Raw genomic sequence first — 14,866 nt, forward strand, 5'->3', positions numbered from 1 at the left:
AGGACCCATGTCCGAGCACCTGCCCAACCTGGATTTGCGCCTGTTCGATGGCGCACCCACTTCGACGCCAGACGAGCACAAGCCGCGCATCCTGTTGCTCTACGGTTCCACCCGCGAGCGCTCCTTCAGCCGGCTGCTGGTCGAAGAAGCCGCGCGCCTGCTGGAGCATTTCGGTGCCCAGACGCGGATCTTCAACCCATCCGGCTTGCCCTTGCCCGACGATGCCCCGGTGGACCATCCCAAGGTCCAGGAACTGCGCGAACTGGTGCTGTGGTCAGAAGGCCAGGTCTGGTGTTCGCCAGAACGCCACGGGGCGATGTCGGCGGTGTTCAAGGCGCAGATCGACTGGGTTCCGCTGGAGCTCGGCGCGGTGCGTCCGACCCAGGGCAAAACCCTGGCAGTGATGCAGGTCTGCGGCGGCTCCCAGTCGTTCAACGTGGTCAATCAGTTGCGCGTGCTCGGGCGCTGGATGCGCATGTTCACCATCCCCAACCAATCCTCGGTGCCCAAGGCCTACATGGAGTTCGACGACGCCGGGCGGATGAAGCCTTCACCGTTCTACGACCGGGTGGTGGATGTGATGGAAGAGCTGGTGAAGTTCACCGTGCTGCTGCGCGACCGGCAGGCGTTTCTGGTGGACCGTTATTCCGAGCGCAAGGAAAGCGCCGAGCAATTGATGGCCCGGGTCAACCAGCGTTCAATCTGAGCGGAACCGCTGGCCTATTCATAGCCTTCGCACCGCGCTACCCCCGATTTCGCGAGGATGGGCTGAGGCATGCTGGAGATCGACATCACGCCTTACCTGGGCAAGACCGAGAAGGTCAACGTGACCTTGCCCGGTTATGTGATTCAGCAGATCGACCGCTTTGTCCGCGAGCACAACATCAAGAGCCGGTCGTCCTTTCTGGCGGATGCGGCGCTGGAAAAGCTCGGGCGCTAAGCACAGATTCAAGAGCGCAACAGCACGAACGCAGAACGCCGTCGGGTAGGAGCCGGCTTGCCGGCGAAGGGGCCCGTAAGCCATGCAGCGCCTGGCCCGACGCCTTCGCTGGCAAGCCAGCTCCTTCCCATCCCCGCTCCGCCAATGAGCGCTTCAACAACTAGCTGAAAACAAACCTGCGTAAAGTACTACAAAGCACTGAGACTTTTCTTATATCTAATACTGACGTTCACCATCAGGATTCCCTCTTAAATAATTATATTTTCGAGGAGTACTCCATGAAAAAAACTCTCGTTTCAATCGTCTCAGTAACTGCACTCAGCCTGTCGAGCCTGACCATGGCCGCCGATCTCGGCCCCGCCTGTAACGAATACTTCAAGCAAATTGATGAGTTGGTGGCAGCCAACCCTCAAGGCGAAGCAATGAAGGCGCAATATGAAGCAGCAAAAACACAAATGATGTCGATGCCGAGCACGGCTCAAGAACAGGCGTGCAAGCAAGCTTCCGAGATGATGAAACAGGCCATGAGCAATATGCCGACCAAGAAGTAATTCAATAGGCACGTATACCCGCTGTACGTGCCACTTCACGTCACCAGCAATATTCCTGTAGAACCACAACAATGAATATAGTCAGCTTGGTTGCCGGTATTTTCTGTGCATACCTGGCCGTACTTTACCTGTTCATGAAACGCAAGAAATCCAGCCAGCTCACACACTTCAAATCGCGGCACTCCAATGCCCCACTCGACGAAAAGCAAAAAAGAGCATTGGCATTTGGTGGAATTCTATTTAGCAATCGATTTGAAAAGATCCTGACCATCCTTCCAGAAGACAACCTGGATAAATACATCTCAGGACTCAGGAGCGAATGGCAGATCGACAACTCCGACAGCGCGAAGGAAACCTTGAGCGAACTGGCCAACCTCTCCAGGAGCAAAGATCTCGATCAACATATCGAGGCCCCGCTTCCCGAGGTCAAAGCCGTTCAGAAGAGCATCGCCAAAGAATTGGGTATCTCACTGGCGACGGTAGAAAATACCCAATCCACCTTTGCCTGGGACACCATGAGAGCGGTGTCGTTGGCCAGATGGTGTTACTGGGCGGGGTATCTGACAGAACAGGAAACCTGGGCCTTTATCCACGAGTCTGCCGAGACCGCCAGCCGGCTTGGAGCAGGCTGGGAGGACTACACCGTATCCTTTTTGCTGGGCAGGACCCTTCACGGCTTCGAGCTTGACGACATCGGCTCCATGGCCAAATACGTCCTCAATGGCAAAGCCAGGGGCAGCCAGGACACCGATATTTACTTGAAGTACTCGTACAAATAACACCTGCAAGACACCCTTGCGCCGGAGGCTTCACCAGCACCCGGCGCACAATATCCTGTGACCTCCCAGTTCCCGTTAACCACTACGGGTAGCTGTTCCCTCCCCGCAGCTGGTGCAGCCCTGCAATCATCGCCACCTTGCAGCGATTTGCTGCCTGCCGGTCGAGGCCCGTGTCGCTGGCGAACGCTGCACAACAGCTTCAATGCATTATCAGCGCCGGCTGCTGGCAACCGCTGCCGAGCCTTCAGTCCGCCAGATCCTGATCCTGTTCAAGCCTGCTGCGCAGCTGGTTCAGAACACGCTGGGTGGTCTGGATCTCCTCAACCTCCAGTCCTTGCGCCAGCTCGTTGATCCAGGGCGCTTGCAGCTTCAATGCCTGATCGAATGCGGCCTTTCCCGCCGCCGTCAGCAGCACCAGCTGCGCCCGGCGGTGGTGCGGGTTGGGCTGGAACTCCAGCAGGCCATCCTTCACCAGGTCATTGACGATGCGTTGAACGTTCTGCCGATTGGCGCCCATGTCGCGGGCAATCCATGACACCGGCTGCGCCCGCTCGGCAGCCACGATCGTGCCAAGCAGTTGCCAGCGGGCGCTGGTCAGGCCGATCTCGGCCACCAGGCGGTCGCCTGCGGTGAGCATGCGCGCACTGGCTCGAAAGAGTTCGAGGACCAGATCGGTCATGGCGCGTCCAGAGGGGGTGTGGTTTGGTTTTTTCATGCCGCGAACTTTTCCACATTGACATGATGATGTCAATCGAGCTAGTTTTTGCCCATCGCACCACTTTGTCATCATGTTTACATTCTGGAGGCCGTCATGTTGTCCATCCGCCCGCTCGATCCCGTGGTTCCCATTCACCAGCAACTCCAGTGCAGCGAATCGCCGGTGGTGCTGGTGAACCTGTTCACCGTCGACCAGGACGATATCCCCGACCTGCTGCGTGCCTGGGAGCTGGATGCCAACTGGATGAAGCTGCGTGCCGGGTACATTTCCACCCAGCTCCATCAGGCCATAGGTGGCAGCAGCATGTTCTTGAACTACGCGGTATGGGAGTCGGTGGAGCGCTTTCGCGAAGCCTTCAGCCACCCGGATTTCGCCAACGCCCTGGGCCGCTACCCCTCCAGTGCCCTGGCCATGCCCCATCTGTTCACCAAGGTCGCCGTGCCGAATATCTGCACGGTGTGAACATAGCCCAATCGACTGACGGGAAGCGCCCCATGCTCAAACGACTTCACCTGAGCGCCAGCCTGCTGGCCCTGCTGTGCATCGCCACGTTCTTTGTCTCGACCCTGCTGGTGGAAAGCATGGGAAGCCGGCATTCCATCGCCCAGCTCAAGCACCTGATCGTCAGCCCCGGGCTCTGGGTGCTGATCCCGGCGATGGCCCTGGCGGGAGCCAGCGGCATGGGGCTGAGCCGGGCACGGCAGGGACGCCTGATCGCCTCGAAGAAAAAGCGCATGCCCTTGATTGCCGCCAACGGCCTGTTGCTGCTCGTGCCCTGCGCAATTGTGCTCAACCAATGGGCATCGGCAGGCAGCTTCGACACGGGGTTTTACTTGGTGCAGATCATCGAACTGATCGCTGGGGCCATCAACCTCACCTTGATGGGGTTGAACGTACGCGATGGTTTGCGGCTTAGCGGTCGGTTGCAGAGGGCCATGCCTCAGGGCCGGTAGGCCATGCGTTGCCTGGACGGGAGCCTTCGCTGGCAAGCCAGCGCCTACGGAGGAACCAGACCACCGTAGGGCAAAAAACCTCGCTCAAACCTTGAACCGTGCCACCAGCCGGTTCAATTCGATCGCCAGATTGGCCATCTCCCCGCAGGCGCTGGCCGTCTGGCTGGCCCCCGCCGAGCTCTGGATCGACAGCTCGCGAATGCTGGTCAGGTTCTGGTCCGCCTCGCGCGCCACCTGGGCCTGTTCTTCCGAGGCGGTGGCAATCAGCAGGTTGCGTTCGTTGATCTGGGTAATCGCCTGGGCGATCTGCTTGAGGGACAGGTCGGCGTTCTGCGCCACGGAGATCGAGCTGCTGGCCATCTCGGCGCTGACGTTCATGGCGCTCACCGCGTGGGTCGAGTCGGCCTGGATCGCGCTGATCATCTGTTCGATTTCCTGGGTCGACTGCTGGGTGCGGTGGGCCAGGGCCCGCACTTCATCGGCCACCACCGCAAAGCCGCGGCCCTGCTCGCCGGCGCGGGCGGCTTCGATGGCGGCATTGAGGGCCAGCAGGTTGGTCTGTTCGGCAATGGCGCGAATCACTTCCACCACTTTGCTGATGTCCTGGGCGCGGCTGGACAGCGCCTTGACCTGCTCGCCAGTGCTGGCCACGTTGCCGGCCAGGCCTTCGATGGCCTTGAGGGTCTGGGCCACGTTCTCGATGCCGGAGCGGGTGAACTCCATGGACTCGCGGGACGACTGGGCGGCGGCTTCGGCGTTGCGGGCCACCTCGTCCACCGCGGCGCTCATTTCGGTCACGGCGGTGGCCGCCTGGCTGACTTCGTCGTTCTGGCGCACCAGCCCGCGGCTGGCGTCTTCGGTCACTGCGGTCATTTCTTCCGAGGCCGAGGCCAGTTGGGTGGAGGAATCGGCGATGTGAGCGATGGTTTCCCGCAGGTTGGTCTGCATCTGCGCCAGGGCGGCCAGCAGGCGGCCGGCTTCATCGCGGCCACGGCCAGGGCGTCGCTGATGGGCGCGGTGATGCTGCGGGTCAGCACCGCCGCCAACACCACGGTGAGCACCACCGTCACCCCCATCAACACCAGCACCAGCGTCAGGCCACTGCTGTAAACCGACTCGGCAGTGATCCCCGCCTGCCTGGCGCCCTCGTCGTTGAAGTCCGAGAGTTTGTCCATCTTCTCCTGCATGGCGTTGGTCATGGGGCTGATGCGGGTGTTGATCAGGGTGATGGCCGCGGCGTTGTCGCCACTGCGCAACAGCGGCTCCAGCTCGTCCACCAGCTTGAAGTAGGCCTGCACATCGGTCGCTACAGCCTGGTACAGCTCACGCTCCGCCGGCCCGGTGATCAGGGGTTCGTACTGGTTGATGGTGTTCTGCAGGTTGGATCGATAACCGCTCAACGAGGCGATGCGGGTCTGGCGCTGCTGTTCGTCGGTGGTCACGGTGATGCGGATGCTTTCCAGACGCAGGCGCAAGACGCTGGTCTTCATCTTGCCGATCTCGCGGATGCTGGTCATCCAGTTGGTCTCGACATCCTGCTCCGCATCTCGCAGCTTGCCCATTTGCAGCACGGCGACAATGCCCAGGGCGAACACCACCAGGACAATGAGCGAGAAAAAGGCGGCAGACCTTGGAGCAAGATTCATTGTCCTGACGTTCATTTTTTATCTCTCTAATAGAATGGTCGGTACTTCCCTGCTGTCATTCCACGCTATCGACTGAGTGTCAGAGAGCTGCAAACAACACGACGACCAGGTTAGCGGCCCACCCGGCACGGCAACGTCGATACTCACTCGGGTCAATCCAGGCCTGTCGGGATCGCAGGCCCCACTGGGTCCTCCTGCGCCCATGTCCCTCTTGGCGGGTGAGCATCAGTTAAGTCGAATAACGCGGCCCGCGCCGTCTCGATTGTTCTGGGCAATGGCACCTGGAGCCCAGCATCTATCCACGGGGGCCTAACAAGCCATAGCAGATGATGGCGTTTTGTCACTGCCGTCGATCAGACCGCTGTTGAAAAGAGCACGCCGCCGCTCGGTCAGGTTGCGCCTGAACGGGGCAAACCCACCCTGGCCTCGCCCACGGGCCGGAACCGCGACCACCGATTGCCCACTGAAGAAACCCATCGCTACGGCCTATAATGCCGCCGCCCCCACGTTCTGAAGGATCAGCAATGTCCATCACCAATCCAAAAGTCATCGATATCTGGGCCATCCCCAAATCCGCGCCCGACAGCCTGCTGTTGATCATGGTCGACCCCCTCGAATGGGGTGACGAAGCGGCACACAGCGAACACCTGCTCCTGCTGCAAGAGAAGATCAACACCTACATCACCTTCATCGAAAGTGAAGAGATCTACAGCGAAATTCCCGATGCCTGCGGCAAGCACCTGATTATCCGGGTACTGGGTTTGCACGAACTGCCCGAGCAAGTCGATTGGTTTTTCAAACGCATTACCGAGATCCTCCATGAGCGGAGCATCGGCTTCGATTTCGAGCTGAAAGTGAACCAAGAGGCTCCCAGCCTGTAGCTCGCCCCCTGCGCGCTCGCCGATTGAGCCGCGCGCAGGGACACCTTGTGCAGGCAGGATCAGCGCCCGATCAAGCGCAATGAAATCCACATGCTGCTCATGGAAAACGCGTCGAGCACCCCGCCAGCGTGACGGAGGGAGCCAGCAAAACGCATGGGGTCTTGCCTGTCGTCAGGCTGCCGGCCAGGGCACCGAGAGCGAGCCGGGCGCGAATGAACTTCTATTTGAACTCGAAATACTCTCTCATCATTTCAATTGGCTTCATCGGTTCCACATTCAAGAAACCCAACACCTCAAGAAACCACGAGAGGTTATCTCCCAACACGGAAATATCGTCCTCATCATTCGACAGCAGACAAATGGCCAGTCGTGCCTTCAATACCTCCCGATCCTTGAACCCTCGTATTGCCCCTTGCTCATCGATTTTTGCCCACCAGAGTGCAGCCTGCGCCTTGCAGCGTTCAGCAGGAATTTCTCCGGCAACATAGGCTTTCGCCAGGCGCAGAGGATCCTGCTCGCAGTCGGAGAACTGGATCTCCAGTTCCTCCAGAACCCTGATCAGGAAGCCGAGCTGGTGTTTGAGCGCAGCAGAGCTTTGAGTGGCCCGAACAATTGAGCCGATATTGAATTTCTTGAAGTCATCCGGATTCATGCAGCAACCTTGAAACTGAGTAAAGGATCACGACGATGGGGCCCGATCATCATCGGCAACGCGCACATCCTATGGCCAAATATCCATTACGCAACGGTTGTTGGAAAATCGCCGGGGCGGTTCTCGCCATCAGGGCCCGGCCCGGTCACTAGAACAGTTCCTGCATCGTGCGCTGCATGTCCGCAGCGCCGTCGACAGTTGCCCCCTCTCCCGCGCCCACCGGCGGCACGTTGTCACTCCTGAACACCTCCATCGCCGTGCCCGGCGCCTGCGCGCTGGCGGCGCTGCCATCTTCCAGGTTGATCCGGCGGGTCACGATGCCATCCGGCTCCGGCTGGGAGTAAGGCGCCGTTCCCTCGAGCGCCGCCGTCATGAAGTCCATCCAGATCGGCAGCGCGATGGTCACGCCCCATTCGCGCCGCCCCAGGCTCTGCGGCTGGTCGAAACCGGCCCAGACGCTGGTGACGTAGTGGCCGTTGTAACCGGTGAACCAGGAGTCCTTGGCCTCGTTGGTGGTGCCGGTCTTGCCCGCGATGTCCGGGCGCTGCATGGCGGCTGCGGCGCGGCCAGTGCCGCGCTTGACCACGTCCTGCAGCAGGCTGGTGAGCAGGTAGGTGGTGCGGCTGTCGACTATCTGCTCGGCCACCGCCTCGGGGGCTGGCCGCTGTGCAGTGGGGGCCGAACGCGGGCTGGCCTGGAACACGATCTGGCCCTTGGGGTCTTCAATGCGCTCTATGAAGTACGGGCTGATCTTGTAGCCGCCGTTGGCAAAGGCGCTCCAGCCCGCGACCACCTCCATGGGCGTGACCGACGCGGTGCCCAGGGCCAGGGAAAGGTTGTGAGGCAGGTCCTGGGGGTCGAACCCGAAACGGGCGATGTAGTCGATGGTCTTGTCCACCCCCATGGCTTGCAGCAAGCGTATGGAGACCATGTTCCTTGAGCGGTTGAGGGCTTCGCGCAGGCGAATCGGCCCCAGGAAGGTCCGGTTCTCATTCTGCGGGCGCCACACCGGGCCGGAGTAGTCGCCCCCCAGGACGATGGGGGCGTCGTTGACCAGGGTCGCCGGAGTGTAGCCGCTGTCCAGCGCCGCGCAGTAGATGAAGGGCTTGAAGCTCGAACCCGGCTGGCGCCTGGCCTGCAGCACACGGTTGAAGCTGCTTTGTTGAAAATCAAAACCGCCCACCAGCGCCTGGATCGCCCCGTCCTCCGGGGCGATCGACACCAGCGCGCCCTGGGCCCTGGGCACCTGGCTGAAGCTCAGCAGCGGATCGTGCTCGGGGTCGACACGGATCACATCCCCGACCTTGACCACCTCGGCCGGGCGCACCGGCTGGCGCCCCAAGGCGCTGTGGCCCAGATAGGGGCGCGCCCATTTCATGCTGCTCCAGGGCACGGAGTGCTCCTGGCCGCGGTCATCCACCACGCTGATGCTTTGCTCGAAAACCTGGGTCACCGCCACCGCCCGCAAGCCGCCATACGCTGGAAAAGCCTTCAGTCGCTCGGGCCACTGGCTGCCGGCCCGGCCTGCGAAATGCCCCTCAGGGCCGCGGTAACCATGGCGCTTGTCATAGACCTTCAAGCCCTTGCGCAGCGCGGAAGTGGCCGACGCCTGCAATGAACCGGGAACCGTGGTCACTACCCGCAGGCCCAGGGTGTAGGCCTCATCGCCAAAACGCCGGAACATTTCCGCCCTGACCATTTCTGCGATGTAGGGAGCATCGATCTCGGGTTCCGGAGCGTGGTAGCTGGCGTCTACCCCTTGCGCCAGGGCTGCTTGATACCTGGCCGTATCGATGCTGCCCAACGCGTGCATGCGCCCCAGAATCCAGTCGCGGCGCTGCTTGGCCCTGGCGGGGTTGTTGATCGGGTTGTAGCGCGATGGCGCCTTGGGCAGCCCGGCAATCATCGCCACCTGAGCCAGGCTCAGCTGCGCCACCGGCTTGCCGTAATAGATTCTGGCGGCTGCCGCGATGCCATAGGCGCGCTTGCCCAGGTAGATCTTGTTGACATACAGGTTGAAGATTTCCTCCTTGCTCAGGCTGCGCTCGATCTGCAGGGCCAGGAGAATTTCGCTGAGCTTGCGTGAAAAGGTCTGCTCGCGGCTCAGGAAGAAGTTCTTCGCCACTTGCATGGTGATGGTGCTGCCGCCGGAGCGAACGTGGCCGCTCTTGAGCAACTCGAACGCCGCCCGCAGCAACCCGGCCGGGTCGACCCCGGGGTGCTGATAGAAGTTGCCGTCCTCGGCGGCCATGAAGGCCGCTCGAAAGTCAGGGGGTATGTCCGCGCTGGCGAGGGGTATGCGCCGCACTTCACCGAACTCGGCGATGAGTTTCCCATCCCGGGTGAAGACCTGCAGGGGCTCTTGCAGATGCACGTCCCTGAGAGCCGCGACATCGGGAAGCCGGGGTTGCAGATACAGGTAGGTGCCACTTGCGGCCAGCAGCACCACGCTGACCAGCGCGAGCACACTCCAACCCAGATATTCAATGACTCGCACCCGCTGTTTCCTCGCTTACCGTTTTGAATGTGAACCTGGCGGGCCCTGGAGCCCTGGCTGATTTCCTGCGCGCCTAGCTGGCGTTTACCGTCAGGGTGTTTGCGCGCTTGTCGCTGGATACCGGTACGGCGAACTGCGGCTGCAGATGCCCACTGGCATCGAGCAGCCAGGCGTCCATGACTTTCCTCACCACAGGGCCGGCCACCCGGGCCCCGGCCTCACCGTTCTCGATCATCACCGCCACCACGATGGCCGGCTGTTCGGCCGGGGCGAAGCCGACAAAGAGCGCGTTGTCCCGGTGGCGCTCATGGGTCTTGTTGCGGTTGTAGCGTTCGCCCTGCTTGATCGCCACCACCTGCGCCGTGCCGCTCTTGCCGGCAATGCGGTACTGCGCGCCCCGGGCTGCTGCGCGGCCTACGCCACGGGGGTTGTGCATGACCATCTGCATGCCCTGGATGACCTGATCCCAGGAATGGGCATCCTTGAGCACGATGTTCGGCATGGGCCTGGGGTCGACCGGCGCCTGGCCGCCGACCGCCAGCGCCAGGTGCGGCCGGTGCCAGATCCCCCGATTGGCGATCAGACTGGTGGCCTGGGCCAGTTGCAGGGGCGTGACCTGCATATAGCCCTGGCCGATGCCCAGAATCAGGGTTTCCCCAGGGAACCAGGGTTGCCGGCGGGTGGCGCGCTTCCATTCAGGGGACGGCATCAATCCCGCTGCCTCTTCGAACATGTCGATCGAAACCTTTTGCCCCAGACCGAATTCGCTGAGGTAGCTGTGCAGCCTTCTGACCCCCAGCCTGTGGGCCAGGTCATAGAAGTAGGTGTCATTGGAGCGCATGATCGCGTCGTACATGTCCACCCAGCCTTCGCCGCCCCGGTTCCAGTTGCGGTACTTGTGCTTGTAGTTGGGCAGCTCGAAATAACCCCGGTCAAACACCTGGCTGGTGGGGGTGATCACGCCGCTGTCCAGGCCCGCCACCACCACCATGGGCTTGATGGTCGAGCCCGGGGGATAGAGCCCGCGCAACACCCGGTTGAACAGCGCCATGTCATCGGAATCGCGCAAGGCGGCGTAGCCTGGCGCAGAGATGCCCTTGACGAAGGGGTTGGGGTCGAAGCTCGGCCGGCTGACCATTGCCAGCACCTGCCCCGTGGCCGGGTCCAGGGCCACCACCGCGCCCCGCCGGTCCCCCAGCGCTTCCTCGGCGGCACCCTGCAGCCCGGCGTCGAGGGTCAGGACGATGTCCTGCCCGGCAATCGGGTTGTGCCGGCGCAGCACCCGCATCACCCGGCCCTGGGCATTGGTCTCCACTTCTTCAAACCCCATCTGGCCATGCAGGGCGTCTTCGTAGAAACGCTCGATCCCGGTCTTGCCGATCAACTGGCTGCGCAGGTATCGGGCCGGATCGAGGCTCTTGTACTCCTGCTCGTTGATCCGCCCGACATACCCCACCGAGTGGGCAAAATGCTCGCCATGGGGGTACTGCCTGAGAAACTGCGCCTGGACCTCGACACCGGGCAACAGGAACTGATTGACCGCTACCTGCGCCATCTGTTTTTCCGTCAGGTCCAGCATCAGCGTCACGGGCTCGAAAGCTCTTCTTGCGCGGCGCAGTTCCTTCTCGACCCGGCTGCGTTCGGCTTCGGGCAATTGCAGAATCCGCGCCAGATGGCCAAGGACGACACCGACATCCCCGGCGCGTTCACGGGTCAGGGTCAAGTTGAAACTGGCTACGTTATCGGCCAGAACCACCTTATTGCGGTCATAGATAAGCCCCCGTTCTGGCGGGATGAGCCTGATGTGCACGCGGTTCTTTTCCGCAACGGCAACCTGGTACTCATGTTGCGTCACTTGCAGAAAATAAAGCCTGACCACCAGCGCCGCGGTCAGCAGAACCACCAGCACGGCACTTGCCATTATTCGTTTGGTGACGATCGCATCTTCTGTTTGCTGGTGATTGAAGTTACTGATTTGCGGCATGGGCAACTCTTGCTGCATAGGCTTCAAATATCATCGGGAGCCACGTTATTGAGGCGCAGAGTCTGCGACATGATCTTGCTGAACAACGGGGCGGATACCAGCCCGCCAAAAAAACCGTGGTGCCTGGGGTTGTCCACCACGACCACGATCACGAACCTGGGGTTTGCCGCCGGGGCGAAGCCGGCAAACATGGCGCGATAGGAGCTGGCCAGATAGCCCTTGGCACCCTGGCTGGTTTTTTTCGCGGTGCCGCTTTTTCCGCCCACCTGATAGCCAGGCACCTTGGCCCGATAGATGCCCCTGGGGCCTTCAACCACCTGCACCAGCATGTCTTTCACGGTGTTGGCCACGCTGGCCGGCATCACCTGGACGCCCTTGGGCACGGCAGAAACCCGCAGCAGTGAAGCGGGCACCCGGACACCGCCGTTGACCAGGGTGGCGTAAGCCCTGGCCAGCTGTACCGCGGTAACGGACACCCCATAGCCGTAAGCCAGCGTCGCGGTTTCGGTGGGCCGCCACTCCCGGCGCAGGGGCAGCACCCCGGTCTGTTCACCGGGGAACCCTACGCCCGTCTCCTGGCCCAGCCCCACCCGGTGCAGCAGGTCATGAATCCGCGGTGCGCCGATATCGAAGGCCACCTGGCTGATGGCAACGTTGCTCGAACGCACCAGGATGCCGGTCAGATCCAGAGTTTCGCCCGCGGTCCTGGAAGCATCGCGAATGGTGTATCGGCCGATCTGCAAGGTGCCGGTTGCCACGTGCACCCTGTCCCCCGGCTTCCAGCGCCCGCTTTCCAGCGCGGCGGCCACCGAGAACGGCTTCAGGGTTGAAGCCGGCTCGAATACATCAACCACTGCGCGATTGCGCATCATCGACGGCGTCACCCGAGAGCGATTGTTCGGGTTGTAGCTGGGCTGATTGGCCAAGGCCAGGATCTCGCCGGTGCGCACATCCATGATCACCACGCTGCCGGCATCCGCACCATTGCTGGCAATGCCCTCGCGCAGCTCTCGATCGGCCACGTATTGCAGGCGCAGATCCACAGACAGCGCGAGTGCCTGCCCGGGCCTGGCCAGGCGCGAAACCCCCAGGTCCTCGATCAAGTGGCCACGGCGATCCTTGAGCACCAACTGCTTGCCATCGCGCCCGCGCAGCACACTCTCATAAGCCAGTTCGAGCCCTTCGCTACCGCGGTTGTCGATATCGGTAAAGCCGATGACGTGCGCGATGGAGGCGCCCGCCGGATAAAACCTGCGGGACTCTTGCAGCGTATGAACCCCCGTGACCTTGAGTGCCTGCACCGCCTGCATCATCTGTTCCGCCACCTGGGGAGCAACGCGCCGATGCAGGTAGGCAAACTCTTTCTGCCGGTTGCGCAGGATGATCGAGCTCAACCGGCTCTGTGGCACGTCAAGCGCCTGGGCCAGCGCAGCCCAGTGGCCCTGCTCGCCCATCAGCTCCCGGGGGTTGAGCCAGACCGTGGTCACCGGCGTGCTGACGGATAGAGGCTGCCCATGGCGATCGGTGATCAAGCCTCGGTAGGCCGGGATAGCCACAGAGCGCAGGCTTCGGGCATCGCCCTGCTTGATCAGAAACGCCTTGTCGGCGATCTGCAGTTGAATGATCCGGCCGCACACAATTGCGGCCATCACCCCCACCAGAACAACAGCCAGCCTGAATCGCCACGGATAACCAGACGCTGGGCTATGGGTTAAAGCCATAAGAATAAAACCACTTTCCAGCCACTGACCTTTGATAGCGAAACAATTACGTTTCCCTGTACCGGACCTTCAAGCCACACACTTATTCCGATAACCACAAGGGCGGCCTTATATCCAGCCTTTGCAGGATCTGCGAGTTGATACTGCCGGTTAACGGAAGTTCACAGTCCATCTGGAACAGAAAGATGGCTTCTTCGGTTTTCTCCCCCACCACGCCATCTATTGTTCCCTGATAATAATTTCGCGCCGCCAGGGCCTGCTGCAATCTACCCACAACCTCTTCTCCCAAAGGTGAGCCGATGGCGGTTTCAAACAGGCAAGCAGAAGCCGCAAAGGCCCAGGCAAAGAGCACCATGGCCGCAAGATACTTACAGTGGCGCGCCATACTTCAACCTCTGGTTAAAACCTCTTACCCAACAGCCAAGGCTTATGCCCGCCTATAAAAAAACTGAACTAACGGGCACTAACCCAGTATTGGAAACATCAACACCGGCTCTGTAATTCAAGCCGTTGATTGTTTTGGCGGGTCATTTTATGGCTGGTACAATATAGATCAATGCTCTATTCAAGCTATCTGATATGAAACCCATTGATATCGAAAACACCGACCTGAACCTGCTCCGGGTTTTTGCCGCCCTGGTCGAAGAAGGCGGTGCCAGCCGCGCGGCTATCCGGCTGGGCGTCACCCAGCCGGCGGTCAGCGCTTCCCTTGCACGTTTGCGAGAGATCTATAGCGACCCGTTGTTTGAGCGCACAGGGCGCGGCCTACGCCCGACCATGCGCGCAAACGAGTTGTACCCCCTGGTCGAAGAAGCCATCAACCGCTGCAGGCTGGCCCTGGCCATGGCCTCCGACGGCCAGCAAGTGCAGGGCCGCACCCTCACCATCGGGCTCTCCGATGACAGTGAAATCGCCCTGGGGCAGAAGATTCTCTCGGTGGTGGAAGAGCGCCTGCCCGGGCTGCGCATCCTCTTCCGGCAAACCCACAGCGGCGTCGTACAAGACATGCTGATGGGCCACAAGATCGATCTCGCCATCTCCGCCGGAGGCTTGTCCTCGCACTTGATCACCCGCATCAGGCTGGGCCGCGGCAACTACCTGGGCATCGCCGATGCCCACAACACCGTCCCGGTGACCGCGGAGGATTACGCTCAGCGTCCGCACCTGCTGGTGTCGTCCGCAGGTTATGTCGGCATTGTCGATGAAGGCCTGAACAACGTCGGCCTGACCCGCACGATCAAGGCCTCGACCTCGCACTTCGCCGCCGTTCCCTTTCTGCTGGTGGGCTCCAAACTGATCACCACCGTGCCCACCCACGCCGCACGCGCAATGGAACGGATCAGTTCGCTGCAAACCTTCCCCTGCCCCGTGCCCATGCCTTCCTACGAACTTGAGATCGGCATGCGCGTGGGCAGCAAACACGACAACGCGTTGCAGATCGTCAAGTCACTGCTGCTGGATTCGATCAAGGAGCATTTCTTTCTGCAATGAAGGGCGAAGGCTTACGAACGTCTCAGAACGGACACTTGCTACAGCACCGCCAC

15 protein-coding genes and 1 pseudogene are annotated in these 14,866 nt (G+C 61.2%); 8 read left to right on the plus strand and 8 right to left on the minus strand.

The genetic code is table 11. The annotated features are described in order from the left end of the window. Positions 1-7 precede the first annotated feature (7 nt). The 4 genes and pseudogenes from arsH to AC1RL5_RS16665 all read left to right on the plus strand — a co-directional run bounded on the left by arsH (position 8) and on the right by AC1RL5_RS16665 (position 2,270). Positions 8-706 (plus strand): arsenical resistance protein ArsH, encoded by a 699-nt coding sequence (gene arsH / locus AC1RL5_RS16650; protein WP_019094719.1) that lies wholly within the window; start codon positions 8-10, stop codon positions 704-706. Between the two features lie 30 nt (positions 707-736). Then, positions 737-940, plus strand: a pseudogene (locus AC1RL5_RS16655) (type II toxin-antitoxin system HicB family antitoxin); the annotation flags it as partial. A 278-nt stretch (positions 941-1,218) separates the two neighbouring features. After that, positions 1,219-1,491 carry a DUF5339 family protein gene (locus tag AC1RL5_RS16660; protein ID WP_072451472.1) on the plus strand — a complete coding sequence of 91 codons (273 nt, stop codon included), beginning with the start codon at positions 1,219-1,221 and terminating at the stop codon, positions 1,489-1,491. A 71-nt stretch (positions 1,492-1,562) separates the two neighbouring features. Then, positions 1,563-2,270 carry a DUF1266 domain-containing protein gene (locus AC1RL5_RS16665; RefSeq protein WP_492589768.1) on the plus strand — a complete coding sequence of 236 codons (708 nt, stop codon included), beginning with the start codon at positions 1,563-1,565 and terminating at the stop codon, positions 2,268-2,270. Between the two features lie 244 nt (positions 2,271-2,514). Here AC1RL5_RS16665 and AC1RL5_RS16670 read toward each other — a convergent pair whose 3' ends face one another. Then, a complete protein-coding gene (locus AC1RL5_RS16670; RefSeq protein WP_492589770.1) occupies positions 2,515-2,949 on the minus strand; it encodes a MarR family winged helix-turn-helix transcriptional regulator in 435 nt (144 codons plus the stop codon). A 132-nt stretch (positions 2,950-3,081) separates the two neighbouring features. Here AC1RL5_RS16670 and AC1RL5_RS16675 point away from each other — a divergent pair, with 132 nt between their 5' ends. Further along, positions 3,082-3,450 carry an antibiotic biosynthesis monooxygenase family protein gene (locus tag AC1RL5_RS16675; RefSeq protein WP_072451473.1) on the plus strand — a complete coding sequence of 123 codons (369 nt, stop codon included), beginning with the start codon at positions 3,082-3,084 and terminating at the stop codon, positions 3,448-3,450. A 32-nt stretch (positions 3,451-3,482) separates the two neighbouring features. Beyond that, positions 3,483-3,941: a hypothetical protein gene (locus AC1RL5_RS16680; RefSeq protein WP_019094726.1), complete on the plus strand. Its 459-nt coding sequence runs from the start codon at positions 3,483-3,485 to the stop codon at positions 3,939-3,941. 84 nt (positions 3,942-4,025) lie between these two features. Here the strand turns inward: AC1RL5_RS16680 and AC1RL5_RS16685 are convergent, their stop codons facing one another. Both AC1RL5_RS16685 and AC1RL5_RS16690 read right to left on the minus strand, forming a co-directional pair. Further along, entirely contained in the window at positions 4,026-4,889 is an 864-nt protein-coding gene (locus AC1RL5_RS16685; RefSeq protein ID WP_370508343.1) for a methyl-accepting chemotaxis protein, read from the minus strand. Next, positions 4,811-5,587 (minus strand): MCP four helix bundle domain-containing protein, encoded by a 777-nt coding sequence (locus AC1RL5_RS16690; RefSeq protein WP_492589772.1) that lies wholly within the window; start codon positions 5,585-5,587, stop codon positions 4,811-4,813. Before AC1RL5_RS16690 ends, AC1RL5_RS16685 begins: the two co-directional genes overlap by 79 nt. A gap of 524 nt (positions 5,588-6,111) precedes the next feature. Between AC1RL5_RS16690 and AC1RL5_RS16695 the strand changes: the two genes are divergently transcribed. Then, positions 6,112-6,468, plus strand: a complete 357-nt coding sequence (locus AC1RL5_RS16695; protein WP_065363518.1) for a DUF6572 domain-containing protein — start codon at positions 6,112-6,114, stop codon at positions 6,466-6,468. Between the two features lie 220 nt (positions 6,469-6,688). On the opposite strand, the gene AC1RL5_RS16700 is transcribed toward AC1RL5_RS16695, so the two are convergent. The 5 genes from AC1RL5_RS16700 to AC1RL5_RS16720 form a co-directional block, all read right to left on the minus strand. Then, positions 6,689-7,120 carry a hypothetical protein gene (locus AC1RL5_RS16700; RefSeq protein ID WP_492589774.1) on the minus strand — a complete coding sequence of 144 codons (432 nt, stop codon included), beginning with the start codon at positions 7,118-7,120 and terminating at the stop codon, positions 6,689-6,691. 148 nt (positions 7,121-7,268) lie between these two features. Beyond that, complete coding sequence (locus tag AC1RL5_RS16705) at positions 7,269-9,617, minus strand: penicillin-binding protein 1A (RefSeq protein WP_093405993.1); 2,349 nt, start codon at positions 9,615-9,617, stop codon at positions 7,269-7,271. A gap of 73 nt (positions 9,618-9,690) precedes the next feature. After that, positions 9,691-11,601, minus strand: a complete 1,911-nt coding sequence (gene mrdA / locus AC1RL5_RS16710) for a penicillin-binding protein 2 (RefSeq protein ID WP_492589776.1) — start codon at positions 11,599-11,601, stop codon at positions 9,691-9,693. Between the two features lie 23 nt (positions 11,602-11,624). Then, the gene (locus AC1RL5_RS16715; protein ID WP_275656355.1) at positions 11,625-13,250 is read right to left on the minus strand and encodes a peptidoglycan D,D-transpeptidase FtsI family protein; all 1,626 of its coding nucleotides are present in this window, start codon (positions 13,248-13,250) and stop codon (positions 11,625-11,627) included. Positions 13,251-13,404: 154 nt separating this feature from the next. Then, a complete protein-coding gene (locus AC1RL5_RS16720) occupies positions 13,405-13,707 on the minus strand; it encodes a peptidoglycan-binding domain-containing protein (RefSeq protein ID WP_041117152.1) in 303 nt (100 codons plus the stop codon). A gap of 194 nt (positions 13,708-13,901) precedes the next feature. Between AC1RL5_RS16720 and AC1RL5_RS16725 the strand changes: the two genes are divergently transcribed. Next, positions 13,902-14,813 (plus strand): LysR family transcriptional regulator, encoded by a 912-nt coding sequence (locus AC1RL5_RS16725; protein ID WP_072451480.1) that lies wholly within the window; start codon positions 13,902-13,904, stop codon positions 14,811-14,813. Positions 14,814-14,866: the final 53 nt, after the last annotated feature.

It is taken from the genome of Pseudomonas sp. GW822-FHT06D10 (genome assembly GCF_058799535.1).